General features: G+C 61.5%; 20 protein-coding genes. 11 read left to right on the top strand and 9 right to left on the bottom strand.

Going from position 1 to position 16,897, the window contains the following annotated elements; translation table 11 throughout:
- Positions 1-62 precede the first annotated feature (62 nt).
- A complete protein-coding gene (locus tag E4656_RS00535) occupies positions 63-893 on the top strand; it encodes a symmetrical bis(5'-nucleosyl)-tetraphosphatase (protein ID WP_135480214.1) in 831 nt (276 codons plus the stop codon).
- Here E4656_RS00535 and E4656_RS00530 read toward each other — a convergent pair whose 3' ends face one another.
- Together E4656_RS00530 and E4656_RS00525 are read right to left on the bottom strand one after the other, a co-directional pair.
- Entirely contained in the window at positions 894-2,177 is a 1,284-nt protein-coding gene (locus E4656_RS00530; RefSeq protein ID WP_135480212.1) for a flagella assembly protein FlgT, read from the bottom strand.
- Between the two features lie 80 nt (positions 2,178-2,257).
- The gene (locus tag E4656_RS00525; protein WP_135480210.1) at positions 2,258-2,851 is read right to left on the bottom strand and encodes an LPP20 family lipoprotein; all 594 of its coding nucleotides are present in this window, start codon (positions 2,849-2,851) and stop codon (positions 2,258-2,260) included.
- 155 nt (positions 2,852-3,006) lie between these two features.
- On the opposite strand from E4656_RS00525, the gene E4656_RS00520 reads away from it, so the two are divergent.
- Positions 3,007-4,272, top strand: coding sequence for a multifunctional CCA addition/repair protein (locus E4656_RS00520; protein ID WP_135480208.1), 1,266 nt, complete (start codon positions 3,007-3,009; stop codon positions 4,270-4,272).
- Here E4656_RS00520 and E4656_RS00515 read toward each other — a convergent pair.
- Together E4656_RS00515 and E4656_RS00510 are read right to left on the bottom strand one after the other, a co-directional pair.
- A complete protein-coding gene (locus E4656_RS00515; RefSeq protein WP_135480207.1) occupies positions 4,253-4,879 on the bottom strand; it encodes a flavin prenyltransferase UbiX in 627 nt (208 codons plus the stop codon). The genes E4656_RS00520 and E4656_RS00515 overlap by 20 nt on opposite strands.
- Positions 4,876-5,742: an acyl-CoA thioesterase domain-containing protein gene (locus E4656_RS00510; protein WP_135480205.1), complete on the bottom strand. Its 867-nt coding sequence runs from the start codon at positions 5,740-5,742 to the stop codon at positions 4,876-4,878. Before E4656_RS00510 ends, E4656_RS00515 begins: the two co-directional genes overlap by 4 nt.
- 146 nt (positions 5,743-5,888) lie before the next feature.
- Between E4656_RS00510 and E4656_RS00505 the strand changes: the two genes are divergently transcribed.
- Positions 5,889-6,488, top strand: a complete 600-nt coding sequence (locus tag E4656_RS00505) for a hypothetical protein (protein WP_135480203.1) — start codon at positions 5,889-5,891, stop codon at positions 6,486-6,488.
- On the opposite strand, the gene E4656_RS00500 is transcribed toward E4656_RS00505, so the two are convergent.
- Positions 6,465-7,088, bottom strand: a complete 624-nt coding sequence (locus tag E4656_RS00500; protein ID WP_135480201.1) for an alpha-ketoglutarate-dependent dioxygenase AlkB family protein — start codon at positions 7,086-7,088, stop codon at positions 6,465-6,467. The genes E4656_RS00505 and E4656_RS00500 overlap by 24 nt on opposite strands.
- On the opposite strand from E4656_RS00500, the gene E4656_RS00495 reads away from it, so the two are divergent.
- Positions 7,088-7,417 (top strand): hypothetical protein, encoded by a 330-nt coding sequence (locus E4656_RS00495; protein ID WP_135480199.1) that lies wholly within the window; start codon positions 7,088-7,090, stop codon positions 7,415-7,417. The genes E4656_RS00500 and E4656_RS00495 overlap by 1 nt on opposite strands.
- Here the strand turns inward: E4656_RS00495 and E4656_RS00490 are convergent.
- Both E4656_RS00490 and E4656_RS00485 read right to left on the bottom strand, forming a co-directional pair.
- On the bottom strand, positions 7,408-8,178 hold the full coding sequence (locus E4656_RS00490; protein WP_135480197.1) for a hypothetical protein: 771 nt from the start codon (positions 8,176-8,178) through the stop codon (positions 7,408-7,410). The genes E4656_RS00495 and E4656_RS00490 overlap by 10 nt on opposite strands.
- A gap of 27 nt (positions 8,179-8,205) precedes the next feature.
- Complete coding sequence (locus E4656_RS00485; protein ID WP_135480195.1) at positions 8,206-9,141, bottom strand: alpha/beta fold hydrolase; 936 nt, start codon at positions 9,139-9,141, stop codon at positions 8,206-8,208.
- 253 nt (positions 9,142-9,394) lie between these two features.
- Between E4656_RS00485 and E4656_RS00480 the strand changes: the two genes are divergently transcribed.
- Complete coding sequence (locus E4656_RS00480) at positions 9,395-10,591, top strand: multidrug effflux MFS transporter (RefSeq protein WP_205849058.1); 1,197 nt, start codon at positions 9,395-9,397, stop codon at positions 10,589-10,591.
- 21 nt (positions 10,592-10,612) lie between these two features.
- Here the strand turns inward: E4656_RS00480 and E4656_RS00475 are convergent, their stop codons facing one another.
- Entirely contained in the window at positions 10,613-12,235 is a 1,623-nt protein-coding gene (locus E4656_RS00475) for a Na/Pi cotransporter family protein (protein ID WP_135480193.1), read from the bottom strand.
- Between the two features lie 203 nt (positions 12,236-12,438).
- On the opposite strand from E4656_RS00475, the gene E4656_RS00470 reads away from it, so the two are divergent.
- The 5 genes from E4656_RS00470 (at position 12,439) to E4656_RS00450 (ending at position 15,762) form a co-directional block, all read left to right on the top strand.
- Positions 12,439-13,206 (top strand): NTP transferase domain-containing protein, encoded by a 768-nt coding sequence (locus E4656_RS00470; protein ID WP_135480192.1) that lies wholly within the window; start codon positions 12,439-12,441, stop codon positions 13,204-13,206.
- 36 nt (positions 13,207-13,242) lie between these two features.
- Positions 13,243-13,881, top strand: coding sequence for a protein-L-isoaspartate(D-aspartate) O-methyltransferase (locus E4656_RS00465; protein WP_135480191.1), 639 nt, complete (start codon positions 13,243-13,245; stop codon positions 13,879-13,881).
- Between the two features lie 164 nt (positions 13,882-14,045).
- Positions 14,046-14,687, top strand: a complete 642-nt coding sequence (locus E4656_RS00460) for an SRPBCC family protein (RefSeq protein WP_135480189.1) — start codon at positions 14,046-14,048, stop codon at positions 14,685-14,687.
- On the top strand, positions 14,688-15,023 hold the full coding sequence (locus tag E4656_RS00455; RefSeq protein ID WP_135480187.1) for an ArsR/SmtB family transcription factor: 336 nt from the start codon (positions 14,688-14,690) through the stop codon (positions 15,021-15,023). It abuts the gene before it with no gap.
- A gap of 160 nt (positions 15,024-15,183) precedes the next feature.
- On the top strand, positions 15,184-15,762 hold the full coding sequence (locus E4656_RS00450; protein ID WP_135480185.1) for a hypothetical protein: 579 nt from the start codon (positions 15,184-15,186) through the stop codon (positions 15,760-15,762).
- A 21-nt stretch (positions 15,763-15,783) separates the two neighbouring features.
- Here the strand turns inward: E4656_RS00450 and E4656_RS00445 are convergent, their stop codons facing one another.
- Positions 15,784-16,371 carry a TetR/AcrR family transcriptional regulator gene (locus E4656_RS00445; protein WP_135480183.1) on the bottom strand — a complete coding sequence of 196 codons (588 nt, stop codon included), beginning with the start codon at positions 16,369-16,371 and terminating at the stop codon, positions 15,784-15,786.
- A gap of 105 nt (positions 16,372-16,476) precedes the next feature.
- On the opposite strand from E4656_RS00445, the gene E4656_RS00440 reads away from it, so the two are divergent.
- A complete protein-coding gene (locus E4656_RS00440) occupies positions 16,477-16,893 on the top strand; it encodes a VOC family protein (protein WP_135480181.1) in 417 nt (138 codons plus the stop codon).
- The last annotated feature ends 4 nt before the right edge of the window (positions 16,894-16,897 follow it).

The following is a 16,897-nucleotide window of genomic DNA, read 5'->3' as shown; positions in this document are numbered from 1 at the left end:
AACGGTGTTAACCTGCATCCTGTGCATCTGCTGAGCTGTTCAATGGAGAGCCCTTCGTACCCATGCCTCGATACGCCGTCGGCGACCTGCAAGGTCACCTGAAACCGCTGCAAGCCCTGCTGGAGCGGGTCGAATTCGAACCCGAACGGGATGAACTCTGGCTGGTTGGCGATCTGGTCAACCGCGGGTCGGACAATGTCGGCGTGGTGCGCTTTGCGCGCAGCCTGCCCCACTTGAAAGCCGTGCTGGGCAACCATGATCTGCATCTGCTCGCCGTCGCCCATGGCGTGCGCCCGCCCCGGCGCAAGGACACCCTGGATGACATTCTGCAGGCCGACGATCGGGAAGAGCTGCTGCACTGGTTGCAACAACTGCCGTTGCTGGTACGTGATGACGCCCATCAGCAGGTGATGACCCATGCCGGCATTCCGGCCTGCTGGTCAGTGGACCAGGCCACCGCCTGCGCCCACGAAGTGGAAGCTGTATTACGGGACCCGGCCCGGGCGGCCGACTATTTCCAGCACATGTACGGCAACGAGCCGGCCAACTGGTCTGGCGAGCTGCAGGGCATCGAACGCTGGCGGGTGATCACCAACTACTTTACCCGCATGCGCTTTATCGGCCCGCAGCATGAGCTGGATTTTGCGCACAAGGAACAGCCACAGCAGACTCCTGCGGGGTTTGTGCCCTGGTACGAGCAGCGCCAGCCGGATGGCTGGCAGATCATCTTTGGTCACTGGGCGGCCCTGCAGGGCCAGACCGGGCGGGCAGACTGTGTGGGGCTGGATACAGGCTACGGCTGGGGCGCCTGGCTGACCCTGTACGACCTGGACACCGGCGTACGCTATCAGATCAATCCCGAAGGCACCCAGCGCGTGCTGGCGCCGGACTGATTACCAGGCGATAACCAGATCATCCGGTTGCAGGTTCAGGCGCTCGGCCCGAATAGGCAGCTCGGCCACGGCAAAGTTGGGCTGCACCTGGGTCACCCGGGCCACCAGTTGGGTATCGGTCAGCTCATTGTAGGCATCATTGCGGCGGTCAAAGAAGGTGCTGGTGCGGTAGACCCCGAGATCATCACCGGGACGCAGGCCGGAATCCGCCCCCATCTGGATATAGATTCTATCACCGTCGATCTGGGCGATATTGGCCATGAACGGCTGGCACTGCACGGCCACCTGCACATCCTCGACCACCTGATTCAGCAACTCACGCACATGGGTACCGTACTCGGAAGAGAAGAAACGCGAGGTGGCGAAACCGACCCGCTCATTGGAGCGGTAGTCCCACTCGCCCTGAGTGGTATAACGACTCTGGAACACCAGGGCACCACTGTAGCCATCATGCACATACACATCCAGTACCATGTGACGCTGATTGGTGCGCCGAGACTGTGACAGACGCGCCACCAAGCCATCTTCGTCACTGATTTCACGGCGTACTTCTTCCATGCCCATGTCGCGGATCACGCCGGACACCACAAACTGCACCCCCAGATCGCGCGCCGTATCCACGGCCGAGGTCAGGGTATGGCGCGCGGTCTGACGGGTGGGCGCCGTCGCCACCGACGGGTAGAGCTGGATGTCATTGGCATTCAGCGCCCGCAGACCACCCTGCCCGGTCATGGCATTGACCAGATAGGAAGCCAGCTCCCGGTCCACATGGCCCAGGTGCCCGATGGTGCCCTGGGTGGCATCCTCCATGGCGAAGCCGGTAATGGCCGCGCTCTTGGCAAAGTTGTTGGTGATATGGTTGGCGCACATGGCATCTTCCGCCACCCGAGCCTGAATGGTCACTTCGAAGACATCCCCCTGACGTCCCTCGGACAACACCTCCACCTGGGTAACCTGAGCCGCCGACTGCACGCGCAGATGATCTACCGTCAGGCTGCCGGTCTCCACGGTCTGCGCACTGCGCACCTGGGCACTGACCTGCAGCGAGGCAGTCTGAATGGCATCCCGCAGGGCCCTGACGCGGGCACTGTGCTCGTCACCGTAGACCACATCGGCACGGCCGGTGGCTTCAATAAAGCGCTGCTCCGGCGCGGGCTGGTAACGCAGTTCCGCAGCCAGGGCACTGCCGGCAACCGCAGTCAGCAGGAGGACCAGCATGAAGCAACGCACCAGCAGGGCAGCCAGACTGGCGTTCCGGTTTGTGCAGTGCATTGTCGTGGTCATGGGTTCGCTCCTGAATCTGTGGTGGCTCTGGTTGCCCCGCTCGACTGCAGACGCAGTTCAGCGGGGCGTGCGGTATCAGCTTACTGCAGGAAATAGAGGCCGCTCTGGCGGTTATCGAGGCCTTGGCGATTCATGCTGTTGCGCTGAAATGAATCCAGATCATGGATCATCTCCGAGCGACAGGCCGAGTTCCGGCGCCAGTCACGCTCATTCACCAGACAGTTGCGGAAGCCTTCATCCAGTACCATTTCGACGGTGGTTTCCCAGCTGCCATCGGACATCGGATCCTGCGACACCACGCGGGCACCATAGATGTAGGTGTCCACATAGGAGCGGAAACGGTCATTCTGGATCACCAGGTTCTCGACCGTGGTGTTACCGACAATGGCCGTACCATATACCCGTTCGGCCAGCGTCCGGTAGGCATCGAGCTTGGAAGCACGCATGGCCAGCAGACGTCGCTGCGTATCGGACAGGTGGCTCGGCTGGTCATTCACCGCACCGTAACCGGAACTCTGCAGCACCATGGGCTCCATGGGCGGCATTGTTTGATTCAGATAGCGGACTTCCTCTTCAATGGCGGCCATACGCTCCGCCTCTTCGTCGTCGCCTCCGAACATAGCGCACCCTGATACAAACAGGGTCAGGGCCAGCAAAAGGATCAATCGGTTCATAATGGACTCCCAAATTCGGTCACGCCGAGCCGTCATGTTCAGCATCATCCCCTTTGTCGGCGCTACAAAAAAAATCATTAGTGATTTTGCGTGCGGCCCCGCAGACAGCTATGGAGCGCTTATTCAGCAACGAGGGAACGTGGCATACTGTGGCCATGAGCAGAACGACTTCCAATAACAGCTGGCAGCGTTACCTGGTCGGCGGAGCAGTGCGTGATCATCTGCTGGGCGAACCGGTCAAGGATCGCGACTGGGTGATTACCGGCGCCACGCCGGAGACCCTGCTGGCACTGGGTTACCGTCAGGTAGGCGCCGACTTCCCGGTGTTCCTGCACCCGGAGACGGGCGAAGAGCACGCCCTGGCCCGCACCGAACGCAAATCCGGTCAGGGCTATCAGGGTTTCATCTGCGATTTTTCGCCCGCCATCACGCTGGAACAGGATCTGCAGCGCCGGGACCTGACCATCAATGCCATGGCACAGACCGAAGACGGTGAGCTGATTGACCCCACGGGGGGACGGGAAGACCTGGAGCGGCGCGTGCTGCGCCACGTCTCCCCGGCCTTCCGCGAGGATCCGCTGCGGGTTATCCGGGTGGCTCGCTTTGCCGCCCTGCTGGCCCCGCGCGGGTTCAGCATCGCACCGGAGACACAGGCGCTGATGCGCGACATGGTCGACAGCGGTGAAATGGACAGCCTGACCCCGGAGCGCGTGTGGCAGGATATGGCCAAGGCGCTCGCCACCGACCAGCCCTCGGTGTTCTTCTATACCCTGCGCGAAGTGGGTGCGCTGAAGATACTGCTGCCCGAACTGGATGCCCTGTTTGGCGTGCCCCAGACCATGCTGTACCACCCGGAAGTGGATACCGGCATCCACGCCATGCTGGCACTGGATCAGGCCGCCAGCCTGACCCGGCGCCTGGATGTACGCTATGCCGTGCTGTGCCACGATTTCGGCAAGGGCGTCACACCGGCCCATGTCCTGCCCGGCCATCGCGGCCATGAAAAACGCGGACTGCCACTGATCGATGCGGCCAGTCAGCGGCTGAAAGTCAGCAAGGCATTGCACCGCCTGGCCTGCCTGACCTGTGAATGGCATACCCACTGCCATCGCCTGCCGGACCAGAAACCGGCCACGGTGCTGAACATGCTGGAACCCTTCCGCCCCTGGCAGGACGATACTCAGTTGCGCGGGTTTGCGCTGGCCTGCCGCGCCGATGCGCGCGGACGCAGCGGCTTTGAACAGACGGACTATCCGCAGGCAGACTGGGCACTGGAGCTGGCCGCAACGGCCGGTGCCGTGCAGACGCAGCCGCTGCTGGACGCCGGCTACAGGGGCCCGGAGCTCGGCGCAGCAATCCGTCGCGAGCGCCTGCAAGCCATCGCCCGCACGCTGAAAGCAATCAAGGCTCGTTCGAGCTAGCACCAGCACCCCAGGCCGGCAACAGTGACTGCGGTATATCGAGCACATTGAGTACCCGCGCGACAATGAAATCGATCATGTCGTCCACGGTCTGCGGCTTGTGATAGAACCCCGGACTGGCTGGCAACACCACGGCCCCGGCATCGGTCGCGGCCAGCATGTTCTGGATATGGACCCGGGAATAGGGGCTTTCGCGCAGCACCAGTATCACCTGCCGGCGCTCCTTCAGTGCCACATCGGCACAGCGCTCGATCAGGTTGTTGCTGGCTCCGGTCGCCACCGCCGACAGCGTGCCGGTACTGCAGGGGCAGACCACCAGTGCCCGCCAGTGGCCGCTGCCGCTGGCCACCGGAGCCGTCCATTCCTCGCGTCCGAACACCTGCAGCAACCCGGTCCTGATGTCCCAGCGCTCATTCAATGCCTGCTGAATGGCCTCGGGCCTGGCCGGCAAGGGATCATCGGTTTCCAGCGCAGTGACCATCAATGCGGCCTTGGACACCATCAGGTAGACCGGCTGGCCCGCGCGCAGCAGCACCTCGCACAGTCGCAGTCCATACTGGGCTCCCGAGGCACCGGTGATGCCGATGGCAATCGCCTGCTGTGTCATGCCTTGCGCTCCCGCAGACGCATCAGGCCTTCCTGGGCGGTGGAGGCCACCAGCTCACCGTCCTGGTTGAAGATTTCTCCCCGCACAAAGCCCCGCGCATGGTCAGTGATCGGACTTTCGGCGACATAGAGCAGCCAGTCATCAAGACGAAACTCGCGGTGGAACCAGATCGAGTGGTCAAGGCTGGCGATCTGCAGGTCCGGCTGCATTATGGACACCCCATGTGGCTGCAGAGCTGTTTCCAGAAACCCGTAATCCGAAGTGTAGGCCAGCATGGAGCGGTGCACACTCAGATCATCCGGCAGCGGCGCCGTGGAGCGTATCCACATATGGCGGCGCGGCACTCCGACCCTGGGCCGGAAGGGGTTCTGGTTTTCCACAATACGAAATTCCACCGGGCGCTCGGCCGTGAACTGGGCGCGCACGCGCTCCGGTATCTCTTCCGCATGTTCCCGATACAGGCTCAGCTCGCTCTGCAGCTTCTCCGGCCCGGGCACACTGGGCATTGAGCGCGCAAAGGACAACCCGGTCTCGGGTTTCTGGAACGACACCGTCATCACCAGCATCGGCTTGTCATACTGGCTCGCCACCACCCGGCGCGCGCTGAAGCTGCCGCCGTCGCGAATGACTTCGACTGCGTAGTGGATGGGCTGGTTGACGTCACCGGCGCGCAGAAAATAGGCATGCAATGAATGCGGCACCCTGTCATCCACGGTGTAGGATGCCGCCGACAGCCCCTGCCCGATTACCTGGCCCCCGAACACCTTGGGAAACCCAAGATCCTGACTGTGCCCAATCCACTCATGGTCTCCTGCTGCTTCCAGACTGAGCAGATCAATCAGTTCAGCGACAACCGTGCGCATTCAATTCCCCATATTTTTGCCAAAAATTTGAACTGCATCTCATGCTAAGAGTGCATCCGTCACATTTCCAGAACCCCATCCCTATGACTGGCTTCCGGGTTGACTATAGTCGAGCGTCACAGATTACCGTCTTGAGGATGTAGATAATGTCAGCACCTGCTTTGGATCCCAGTAGCAATGCCGACCTGGAATGGAACCTCGACCGGCTGCAATCCCGGCAGAAGGCGCGTGAGTTTGTGCTGCATTTCGAGGGACGGCTCTGCATCTATAGTGATTCGGTGGAGCAATTATACACCAACTACACCATCAATTTTCCCCGCAAGAGCAATGCACCACTGGTGATTCTGCCCAATCCCTATGCGTTCCACGATACCTATGGCGGTATCACCGCCGATGCCGTGCGGGATACCGGCCTGTTCATCATTCTCGGCGAAACCATCGGCAAGCGGGGTCTGCATGTGGTTCAGCGCAGCCGCAAAACCAGGGCGCTGTCGCCGGCCATCCCGTTTCGTAACGCCCTGCGCAAGATTCTGTCCAGCCAGGCTTCGGACGACCCGTTTCTGCCGGTCCTGGTGAAAGGGGATCTGCGCGAGTTCGATGCCAGCACACCCTGCCTGCATCTGCACCGCCTGCGCCTGAACGAGCTGACGCATGTCTCTGCCTTCCAGCGCACCAGCATCAAGCGGGCCATCAACGAAAGTCTGTACAACCTCTATCGCCAATCAGCCGACATCAATCTCGGCTGACTCCGCCCTGCCTGCACTGACCTCTGCCCCCAGTAGCCGACGAAATGTCAGATTGACCCTGGGCCCGACAGCCCTGCGAGTTTTCGGAATACCATGCAACCAGTGCTGCTGGGTCTGACCCCGCATGACCAGCAGATCACCATGGCCCAACGACCACTCGTGGCGGTCCGGATTGCCCTTTGCCCGCGGCCGCAGCACAAAACGCCTGGCATGGCCCAGAGACAACGACGCAATGACCGGCTCCGGCCCCAGTTCGGGCTCATCGTCCGCATGCCAGCCCATACTGTGCTGACCATGCTGATAGAGATTGCACAGTACAGAATTGAACCGGGTACCGCAGTCTCGGGCCAGCCTGGTGCACAGTGCCCGGATCTGCGCATCCCAGGGAACGGGTACAAAATCGGTACCGGAATAGCGATACACCGCGTCGGGCTCACCCATCCAGACCTGCAGCCGGGGCTGCGCCACGGTACGACCAAACAGAAGAATATCTTCCTGCTGCCAGGGTAACGCAGTCAGACAATGCGCCAGCAGGTTGTCCGCTTCCGTGGCTGTGAGATAATCCGCCGTGAAATCACAGTCAGGAACCGAGTTGACCAATGTCCACCTCCGCCGAAAGTGCCTTGCAATGGCTGCGCGACCAGCAGCCGTCCGACGAAATCGTGCAGCAGATGATCGAAAAGCTCAATGCCCGCATTGAAGAGTCGGGACTGCCCGAAGACACGCTGCAGGGCAGTATCGAAGCCCTGGACGTGCTGGAAAGTCATCTGGCCGGAGCGGCAGCCACCGCCCCGCCGGCGCCGGAGTCCGCGCCGGAACTGGATCTCAGCCCGCTCACCGACCACACCCATGTGGCACCGGAGCGGCCAGCGGCGGAAAAACGGGCGCTGTTCGAACAACTGAAGAAAGATCTGGGAGATCAGAACTGATAGCTGACCCCGAGCATGCCGAAATGCAGCCAGGCGAAAGAATAGACGCTGCTGCCGTCACCGCCACCTTCCAGGGTGCGATAGCCCAGACGCCAGGTCATGTCATTCCGCGGCTGATAGGTACCCATCAAAATCGCATCCACCGCCCTGCCCTGCGGGCTGGCCAGGGCGTCGATATCGAATTCCGAGCCCCAATGCTCATTGAACCGGTACTGCACATTGGCGTGCAGCAACGGCACCACGCCAATGTTCGGGTCTTCGGCGCGTGTGCTGCCCTGCACCAGGCGGATGTTGGCGTCCCGCACCAGACCGGTCACGCCGGCCCCCAGTGACCAGTCTTCATTGTGCACAAACCGATAACGATAGGTCAGGCGGTAGGTATTGAACTGGTAGAGCCCACTGATCGCATCATCGGCATCGAACTCCTCGCCGGCAAAACGGACCGGCTCGTCAAAGGCGCCGATACCCTCGATACGCACCGGCGCATAGACACCCCGTACAATATGACGGTCGGCAAAGGTGCGCTGAATGCTGAGCCGGCCATAGACGATCGGGCCGTCACCAGCCACCGTGGTGACATCAAAGCGGTCGCCCGCATTGCTGTTGGGTATCTGCGCCTCGTTATAGCTGAACCCCAGCACCCCGGCTTCCAGCGTGACTTCCACATCATCTGCCGCCGCCGACGCGGCCAGCAACAGAACTGCCACCACACCCGGGGCGGTGAAACGGCCCCGGCACAAACGCCCGCATAGTCCTGTCATATCACCTGCCTGTCATATCAACTTGCCTCAGTTTCCGGCTTCCCGCTCCTGCTCGCCCCAGTTTCTGAACTCGTATTCGCCATTGAGGAAAGGCAAGGCGGTACGAGCCAGTTCGGGCGCCAGGAAAATATCATAATGAGTGAAATTCGGCAGAATCGCCAGCCGGTTCTGTGACATGTTTTCGCGCTGCCATCCGGCATCCTGCAGGCCTCCGCCAAGCAGCTGGTAGAACTCTACGATATGCTCGGGCCGCTGCATGTCACTGTCGCCATAGATCAGCATCACCGGCATTCCGAGCCGCCGGATGTCTTCCGACCAATCGAAGGGACGGTCCATCAATTCTCCCATGCGGTCGAGCAACCGCGGGAAATCTTCCGGGTTCGGTGCGAGCTCCATGTAGGATTCATACATGGGCGTACCCTGCATCGCCTCGGCCATCTCTGCACCAATCATCTCCTGCTGCGCTATTATTTCGGGGTAGGTCCCGTCCGGATGCGCAAATCCGGCTGAAACGGAGACCAGACGCCTGACGAGCCCGGGATGCTGTATGGCCAAGCGCAGGGCCACAGCGCCGCCCATTGAATAGCCCATGACATCAACCTGATCGTATCCCAGCTCCGTCAGCAGAGCTGCCATGTCATTGCCCATATCTTCATAGATGATCGGCCGTTCACCCAGTGCCGTTCTGCCATGACCCTGCAGATCAACGCCGATCACCTGTCTGGATGCGGTCAGTATCGGCAGTATGGGTTCAAACATGTCCAGAGAGCCCAGCCCACCATGGACAAGGAGGAGTGGCTCTCCCTCACCGTGAATTTCGTAGTAATAGCTGAGGCCGTTGACATCGATATGCCCGCTGTCTGTGTGCGCCTGCGAATAGGCCGACAACAGGGCCAGCAGGCAGCCTGTTGCAATCAGCGCCAGCAATCTGGCTTTGCATATGATGATGGTACCTTGTTTCATGTTGATCCCCTTGTTCTCGAATTGATATCAGCGTAATGCCGTACATTGTCGGACCGGCATCCATGAAATCGACAGACGCTCAGGCAGATTCGCCCGGGACCTGCAGATGTCCGGTGACGGGTAATGTCGATTTCACTGATTCTTATCCGACAAGACATGGCATAGCGCTGAACGGCCCTGGATCGGACCGGAGAAAGCGTTACCATAGGCTGCCCCTGGTCAGCCAAGCTCACCTGTTTACAAGGAAACCTCTGTGAAAACCGACATGATCAAGATGGCCCTGATCCTGGGCCTGCTGAGTTGGATAGGCCCCTTTGCCATCGATATGTACCTGCCGGCGATGCCGACCATTGCCGAGGATCTGAACGCCACGGTATCGGCCTCCCAGTGGACCCTGATGTCCTTTTTTATCGCCTTCGGCATCTGCCAGTTGTTTTACGGCCCGGCTTCCGATGTGTTCGGGCGCAAACCACCCCTCTACTTCGGCCTGGGCATCTTTGGGCTGGCATCACTCGGCTGCGCCCTGGCACCCAGCATCGAGTGGCTGATTGCCATGCGCTTTGTGCAGGGCCTGGGGGCAGCGGCAGTGATGTCGATTCCGCGCGCGGTGATCCGCGACCGCTATACCGGCATCGAAGCCACCCGCCTGATGTCCACCATCATGCTGGTGATCGCAGTGTCGCCGATGCTGGCGCCGCTGATGGGCAGCGCCATCATCGTGCCATTCGGCTGGCGGGCAGTGTTCCTGGCCGTCGCCATGGTGACGGTAATGGGCCTGTTGCTGACCGGCTTCGCACTGCAGGAAACCCTGGCCCCGGCTGACCGGTCACCCTTTCGTTTCAACACCATGATGAGTGCCTTCGGGGTATTGTTTCGGGACACAGGGTTCATGGGGCTGACGCTGATCGGTGGCATGGGCATGGCCAGCTTCTTCACCTTTCTGGCCACGGCTTCATTTCTGTATACCGGCCACTACGGTCTGACCCCCTTCCAGTTCAGCCTGGCTTTCGCGCTCAACGCACTGGGTTTCTTCACTACCAGTCAGATCGCCGCCAATCTGGGCGCCCGTTTTGGCTCCATCCCGGTGGTCAAATGGGCGGTCACAGGTTTCGCCGTTGCAGCCTGTCTGCTGTTTGCTGTCGTGAGCCTCGGCTTTGACAGCTTCCCGCTGCTGGTGGCCATGCTGGTGGTCACCTTTGCGTTTCTCGGTCTGGTGGTGCCCACGTCCATGGTGCTGGCACTGGATGAACATGGCCCGATTGCCGGCACCGCCGCCGCTCTGGGTGGCACACTGCAGATGATGCTGGGCGCCATTGCCATTGCGGTGGTCAGCCTGATCTTCGATGGCACACCGCTGATGCTGACGGCGGCCATTGCCGTGTGTTCTCTGGTGGCCGTCACGCTGTCGATCATGACGTTGCGCGGCACACCGCAGCAAGCAGTGGCCTGACGGCACTGCCGGCCGGCAGGTTCATTCTTTGGGCCAGGTATCAAGGTGCATGCCGATACGCGCAGCCAGCAGTACAATGCGCCGCAGGTTGCTGTAATAGTCCAGCCAGTCGCCCATTTGCCGGCTGGGCAACTGGCGCGCAGCACCAGCGGCCAGCAGTTGCTGTTTCACCGTCTGGTAACGGGCTTCAAAGGCGTCCACCGACGGCAGTGACTCATGGTTCGGGTCTGCCGATGCCTGCTGCGCCTGCCGGCCGACATCTGCGACCGCTGCCAGCGCCAGCGCCGACAAGCGCTGACCCGGTTCGACCTGTGCCGCTTCCGGTGGACTCAGGGCGGGCAGGCGCCGGGCCAGCGTATGCAGTTCCAGCGCTCGCTCGCCCATTTCCTCCAGATCATGCGTGATACGCAGCAACTCCGGCAACTGGGCGGCCAGATCACCCGGCAGGTCATGACTGGAAAAACCCTGTATGGCCTCGTTGATGGTATCCAGCAGCGCCCGCAGATCACCCTGCTGCCGACTCAGTTGCAGGCCCTCGGGGGGCGGTGACTGCAGTGCTGCCCGCAACAGGGCCGTAGTGCCATCCTCTACACGATTCAGTTCCTGCCGCACGGCCTGCAGGCCTACCGACGGTGTCTCCAGCGCCGTCTTGTCGAGATACTCGGCATGCGCCAGCGAACGGCCTTCGGGTGCAAACTGACGTTCCAGCCAGCGCACCAGAAATGGCGTCAGCGGCCACATCAGCGTCAGCCCGATGAGCTTACCCGAGGTATGGAAGATGGCCAGTGCCACGGCCACCGAACCGCCGGCATCCGGGAAGCCGGAAAGCAGCTGCACCCACCACAACAGCAGCCCGAACAGCAGAAAAACCGCTACCGCTTCCACCAGATTGAACAGCACGTGACTGGCCGCCACCCGGCGCGCATTGGGCGTGGCCCCGATCGCCGCAAAGGCCGCCGTGGACGTGGTACCGATGTTGGCCCCTACCATCATGGCAGCGGCGGCCGGCAAGCCGACCAGACCACCGGCAGCAGCGGTCAGTATCACCGCCAGCGCAGCACTGGAGGACTGCATCATCACGGTCATGATCACGCCAATCAGGCAGTACAGGGCCAGCGTCAGCACCCCGGATTCCGGCGGCACCGGCGCCACCAGTTCGCCGGCATCAGCAAACAGGCCAGTCAGCACATCCAGGCCCAGAAAAAACAGCCCGAAACCGGCCAGTGCCGTGCCCAGAGCCTGCAGTGTGGCGCGTCGGCCCATCACCTGCAGCAGCATCCCCAGCCCGATAAAGGGCAAGGCGAAGGCCTTCAGGCTGAACTGCAGCCCGGCCACGCTTACCAGCCAGGTGGTCATGGTGGTACCCAGATTGGCGCCGTAGATCACGCTGACCGCTGGCCCCAGGCCCAATACCCCGGCATTCACAAAACCGATGGTGGCAAAAATGACCGCACTGGAAGACTGGACCAGGCCGGTAATCAGAGCCCCGGAAGCCACACCACGCAGGCGGCTGTGGGTGGCCCAGGCCAGAATGTGCCGCAGGGCATCGCCGGCGGCCACCTTCAGGCCTTCTGTCATCAGCTTCATGCCGAGCAGAAACAGCCCTACCCCGCCGATGAAACTGAAGATGGCCCAGATCGTCATGATGCTCTGTCTGCTCCCTTGAATCCCGTGTCGCACAGGAACACTGTCCGTGTCCAACTGTCCCGGAGTATATACCAGCCCGAGTTGACCATAACCGAAACCCTGTGCGGACTTGGTCGAAGGCTCCTGCAGCTTGTATAGTTTGAACACCACCAGACCGGCCAGGGTCGATTCAATCCACGCACAGCCAAGAGGTCAGTTCAATGCAGGCCGTCATACCGGTAGCGGGCCAGGGCTCCAGACTCTCAGCAGTGACGGCCGGGCAACCCAAGGCACTGCTCACAGTCGGCACCATGACACTGGTGGAACACGCACTGACCCGCGCGCTGGAACTGGGCAGTACAGAGTTGCTGCTGGTAGTCCGGGACCCCGTCGTCGAGGCGCACCTGGGTAGCCGCTTTGCCGACCATCCGCTCACCTACGTCAGGCAGTCCTCGGCAACCGGTCTGGGTGCGGCCATGCGCTGCGCTGCCGATCAACTGCGGGACCCTCACTTCCTGCTGATCTGCGGCGACATCTGGTGCAGCCAGCCGCTATCATCCGAGGTGAGAGAAGCCTTCCGGAGCGGTACCGAGATGCTTGATCTGGTCACGGCAAGGGCACTTGACCAGGGCTTGCCTGCAGACGCTCAAGGCTGTTCTACCCGCGCTCAAGGCTGTTCTACCCACGCTCAAGGCTGTTCCGCCGGCATCCATGTCGATCAGGGCGGGCTGATCACGCAGGTGGATGACCCGCCGGCCCTGCAGGCAGTTCAGGTTGAAACCGGCATCTACCGCTTTCCACAGGAGGTACTCCGGGCCCCGGTGACACGCGCCGAAAACGGAGAAGAATCGCTGCAGTCCATGACCCGGTGGCTGATCGATCAGGGCTGGCCCTGTCGGGCAGTCTCCTCGCCCGGGCCCTGGATCAATGTCAACACCCCGGCCCACCTGACACTGGCTCGTGAGCTGGCAGCCAGAGCAGAAGCCTGAGCACAACAACCGGCAGATTTTGGGGAGAGAGAGACCATGACCGCACTGGACAAGGCCAGACAGACCATGCTCGATCGGCATCTGCGGGGGCGGGGCATCAGCAACAGACGAGTGCTGGCCGCCATGGCGGAGGTCCCCAGAGAAGAATTTGTGCGCCCGGATCAGATACATCATGCCTATGCGGACAGCCCACTGCCCTCTGCCGAGGGGCAGACCATCTCGCAGCCCTTTATCGTCGCCCTGATGATGTCCGCCCTGCATCCCGAGCCACACCACACCGCACTGGATATCGGCGCCGGCACCGGCTATGCAGCAGCGGTGCTGAGCCGGCTCACCCGGCAGGTGTATGCGATCGAGTACCATGCGTCCCTTACTGCGGCTGCCGAACAGCGCTGTCGGCGTCTGGGCTATGACAATATCGAGTTCCGCACCGGTGACGGCAGTCTCGGCTGGCCGGACCAGGCCCCGTTCGACAGCATTCATGTAGCGGCGTGCGCCCCGTCGGTACCAGCAGCCCTGATCGATCAACTCGCCGCTGACGGACGCCTGCTGCTGCCGCTCGGCACCGCTTCCATGCCCCAGAAACTGGTCCGCCTGACCCGAGCCGGGGACGCCCTGAGGCGTGACGAACTGGAACATGTCCGGTTTGTCCCGCTCATTGAAGACAGCACCTGATCTCCCATGGACAGTATCACGAGCTTGACAAGCGGTTTTCCTGATATAAACTAATAGTTATATAAGTTCAGACTTATAAAAAAGAGCACAAAAGAACACAAAACAGCACAAGAGTCACAGCAAAGCGGCGCGGAACAACAGCGCCACAACACAGGAGCTGCTCCATGTCATTCGACTTCAACGCCCACCTGGGCACGGTCACCCGCAGCGTGTCCAGCCTCGAGCGCAACGGCGAGCCAGCGCGCAAGGTGTCACTGGAACGCATCTACAATACCTCTGCCGAAGATCTGTGGGACGCCTGCACCAGGCCCGAACGGTTGCGCCGCTGGTTTCTGCCGGTAGAGGGTGAGCTGAAACCCGGCGGCCACTATCAGTTGGAAGGCAACGCCAGCGGGACCATTGCCGAGTGCGAACCACCCCGTTTTCTGGCAGTCACCTGGGAGTTCGGCGGCGGCATGAGCTGGGTAGAGTTGCATATCCGCGCGGAGGAGAACGACAGGTCGAAACTGATCCTGGCCCATATCTGTCCGCTGGATGAGCACTGGCAAACCTACGGACCGGGTGCGGCCGGCGTGGGCTGGGATCTGGGCCTGGCCGGTCTGGCCGCCTATCTGGGGCCGGACAGTTTCGAACGCTTTGACGAAGAAGCTTTCTTTGCCAGCCCGGAGGGGCAGTCCTTCATGACCGGCAGCAGCGCCGACTGGGGGCGGGCCGCCATTGCCGCGGGCGATGACCCAACACAGGCCGAAACGGCCGCCAGTCGTACTGCAGCGTTCTATACCGGCACCGAAGCAGAGGAGGACTGAGTGCACGCCTTTGATGTACTGGGCGACCCGGTGCGGCGCCGTATTCTCGAGCTGCTGGCCGAGGGTGAGCTGCGGTCAGGCGACATAGTGGCCGTCATCCAGCGGGAGTTCGGCATCACCCAGGCCGGCGTCTCGCAGCATCTCAAGGTGCTGCGGGACAACGGCTTTGCAACCGCCAGAGTCGACGGCCCGCGCCGCATCTATGCTGTGGATACCCGGCCCATGCAGGACATTGATGCCTGGCTGGAACGCTTCCGGCAGTTCTGGGAGCCCAAACTGAGCGCTCTGGATACCGAGATCGCACGCGGCCGGAAACAACGCCGAGCAGACGACTGATCCGAAACCGGCACGCATGACAGCAACCCCTTGCCGGTGCCTGCCGGGCACCGGCAACGCCCTGCCGCCCTGGTCAATTTCTGGCCGCAACAGCGGTGTCTGCAGGCGGGCATGACTCTTGCTCCTGTAGGGGACCACACCAACCGGGGATGACATTGACATGACCATCACCTCGGGCATCAGTGCTTACAGCGCTCTGCCCACGCCCCAGAATGGGAAACAGAAAGACGATCCGCGTCAGACGCCATCGTTCGAGGCCGTTTCGGCGGCTCTGAAACCGGTACCAGTCGCCCGGGCAGTAGAGCAGAGCGAAGGCAAGGCCGCCGTACAGAGTCTGCCGACGGCCCTCTACGGCCCGCCGCCCAACGTCTCTTCATCGCAGTCTGCGCCACCGCCTGCCGACAAGGTAAACGGTGAGGAGCAGAAGGAAACCTCGGCGCTGCAGGAACTGCGGGACTTTCTGGAGATGTCTCCGGCCGAACAGGTGCGCGCCGGCATGCTGAAGGAGATGGGCCTGACCGAGGAAGCGCTCGACAAGCTGCCAGCGGACGAGCGCGAAGCCATCGAGCTGAAGATCACCCAGCGCATTGAAGATACCCTGGGCAAGGAAGCAACGTTCATGGCTGACAAGGGCAGTGTCGCTGCCAACGTCAACCTGGCCACCGGAGCCGACCAAAAAGGTATGGATCAGGCCGTCAGGCTGTCGCAGGCCATCAGTATGGTCAGCGGCTTCAACTGAGCACGCTGATACAGCGCCGACCTAGACAGCAAGCCCGGCCAGCAGCCGGTGCAGGCTGTCGGCGGCCTTCTGCAGCGCCCGTTGTGGGTTCTCCTGCGTGGCAATCCACAGCGTAGCCTCGTTCATGGCGCCTGACAGCATGTAGGCCAGCGCCTCGGTATCGAGCGGGTGCAGATAGCCTTCCTGAGCGAGCAGTTCCAGTTGCTCCTGCAGGTGCCGCATCGAATGGCGGGCATCCATGGCACGCCACTCTGCCCACCCCAGTACGGCCGGTGCATCCAGCAGCATGATTCGTTGCACATCCGCGTCTGCGGCCACCTCCAGAAAGGCCCGGCATCCCGCCTGCAGAGCCTGCCACGGGTCCTGCTCAGTCATGGCAGCGGCCTCTACCCGCTGCCCCACCTCGGCATGAACCTGTTCCAGCACGCCGCGATACAGCCCCAGCTTGTTGCCGAAATGGTGATACAGCGCACCGCGTGTTACGCCTGCTTCAGCCACTATCCTCTCCGTAGCCGCCGCCGCATAGCCATCACGAGTAAAGTGTTCACGCGCAACGGCCAGCAGCCGCCCCGTGGTGGCTTCTGACTGCGCCGCCTTGGTTCTCTTCATCACGCCCTCACCGCCGATTGAATTCTTGACTTTTTTAACATACATACTGTATGTTTATATTTATACATACAGCCTGTATGTATAATAACACAGGAGAGCACTGTCATGCAGAACCTTCAGGGGTACTATCCCGTTATTGCGACCCGCAAGGTCGAGACAAGCCGCGACTTCTATCAGCGCCACTTCGGCTTCACTGTCGTCTTCGATGCCGGCTGGTATGTAAGCATGAAGATGGAAGCCAATCCGACGTTCGAACTGGCACTGCTGGATTGCGATCATCCCACGGTCCCGGCAGACTATCGCCAACCGGTACAGGGCCTGCTGATCAATTTCGAAGTCCCCGATGTGGATGCCGTCTACAATGATCTGGTGGTTCAGCGGGGCCTGCCTGCCGTGCTGGACCTGAAGAGTGAAGATTTCGGGCAACGACATTTCATTACCGTCGACCCCAGCGGTGTGCTGATAGATGTCATCACCCCGATTCCCCCAAGTGCCGAATTTGCGGCCCAGTATATGGAGTAGGCAA

Source organism: Natronospirillum operosum (genome assembly GCF_004768465.1).
In the GTDB taxonomy this organism is placed as follows: Bacteria; Pseudomonadota; Gammaproteobacteria; order Pseudomonadales; family Natronospirillaceae; genus Natronospirillum; species Natronospirillum operosum.
The sequence above is the reverse complement of the archived record's forward strand: the minus strand, read 5'-3'. Positions and strand labels throughout refer to the sequence as shown.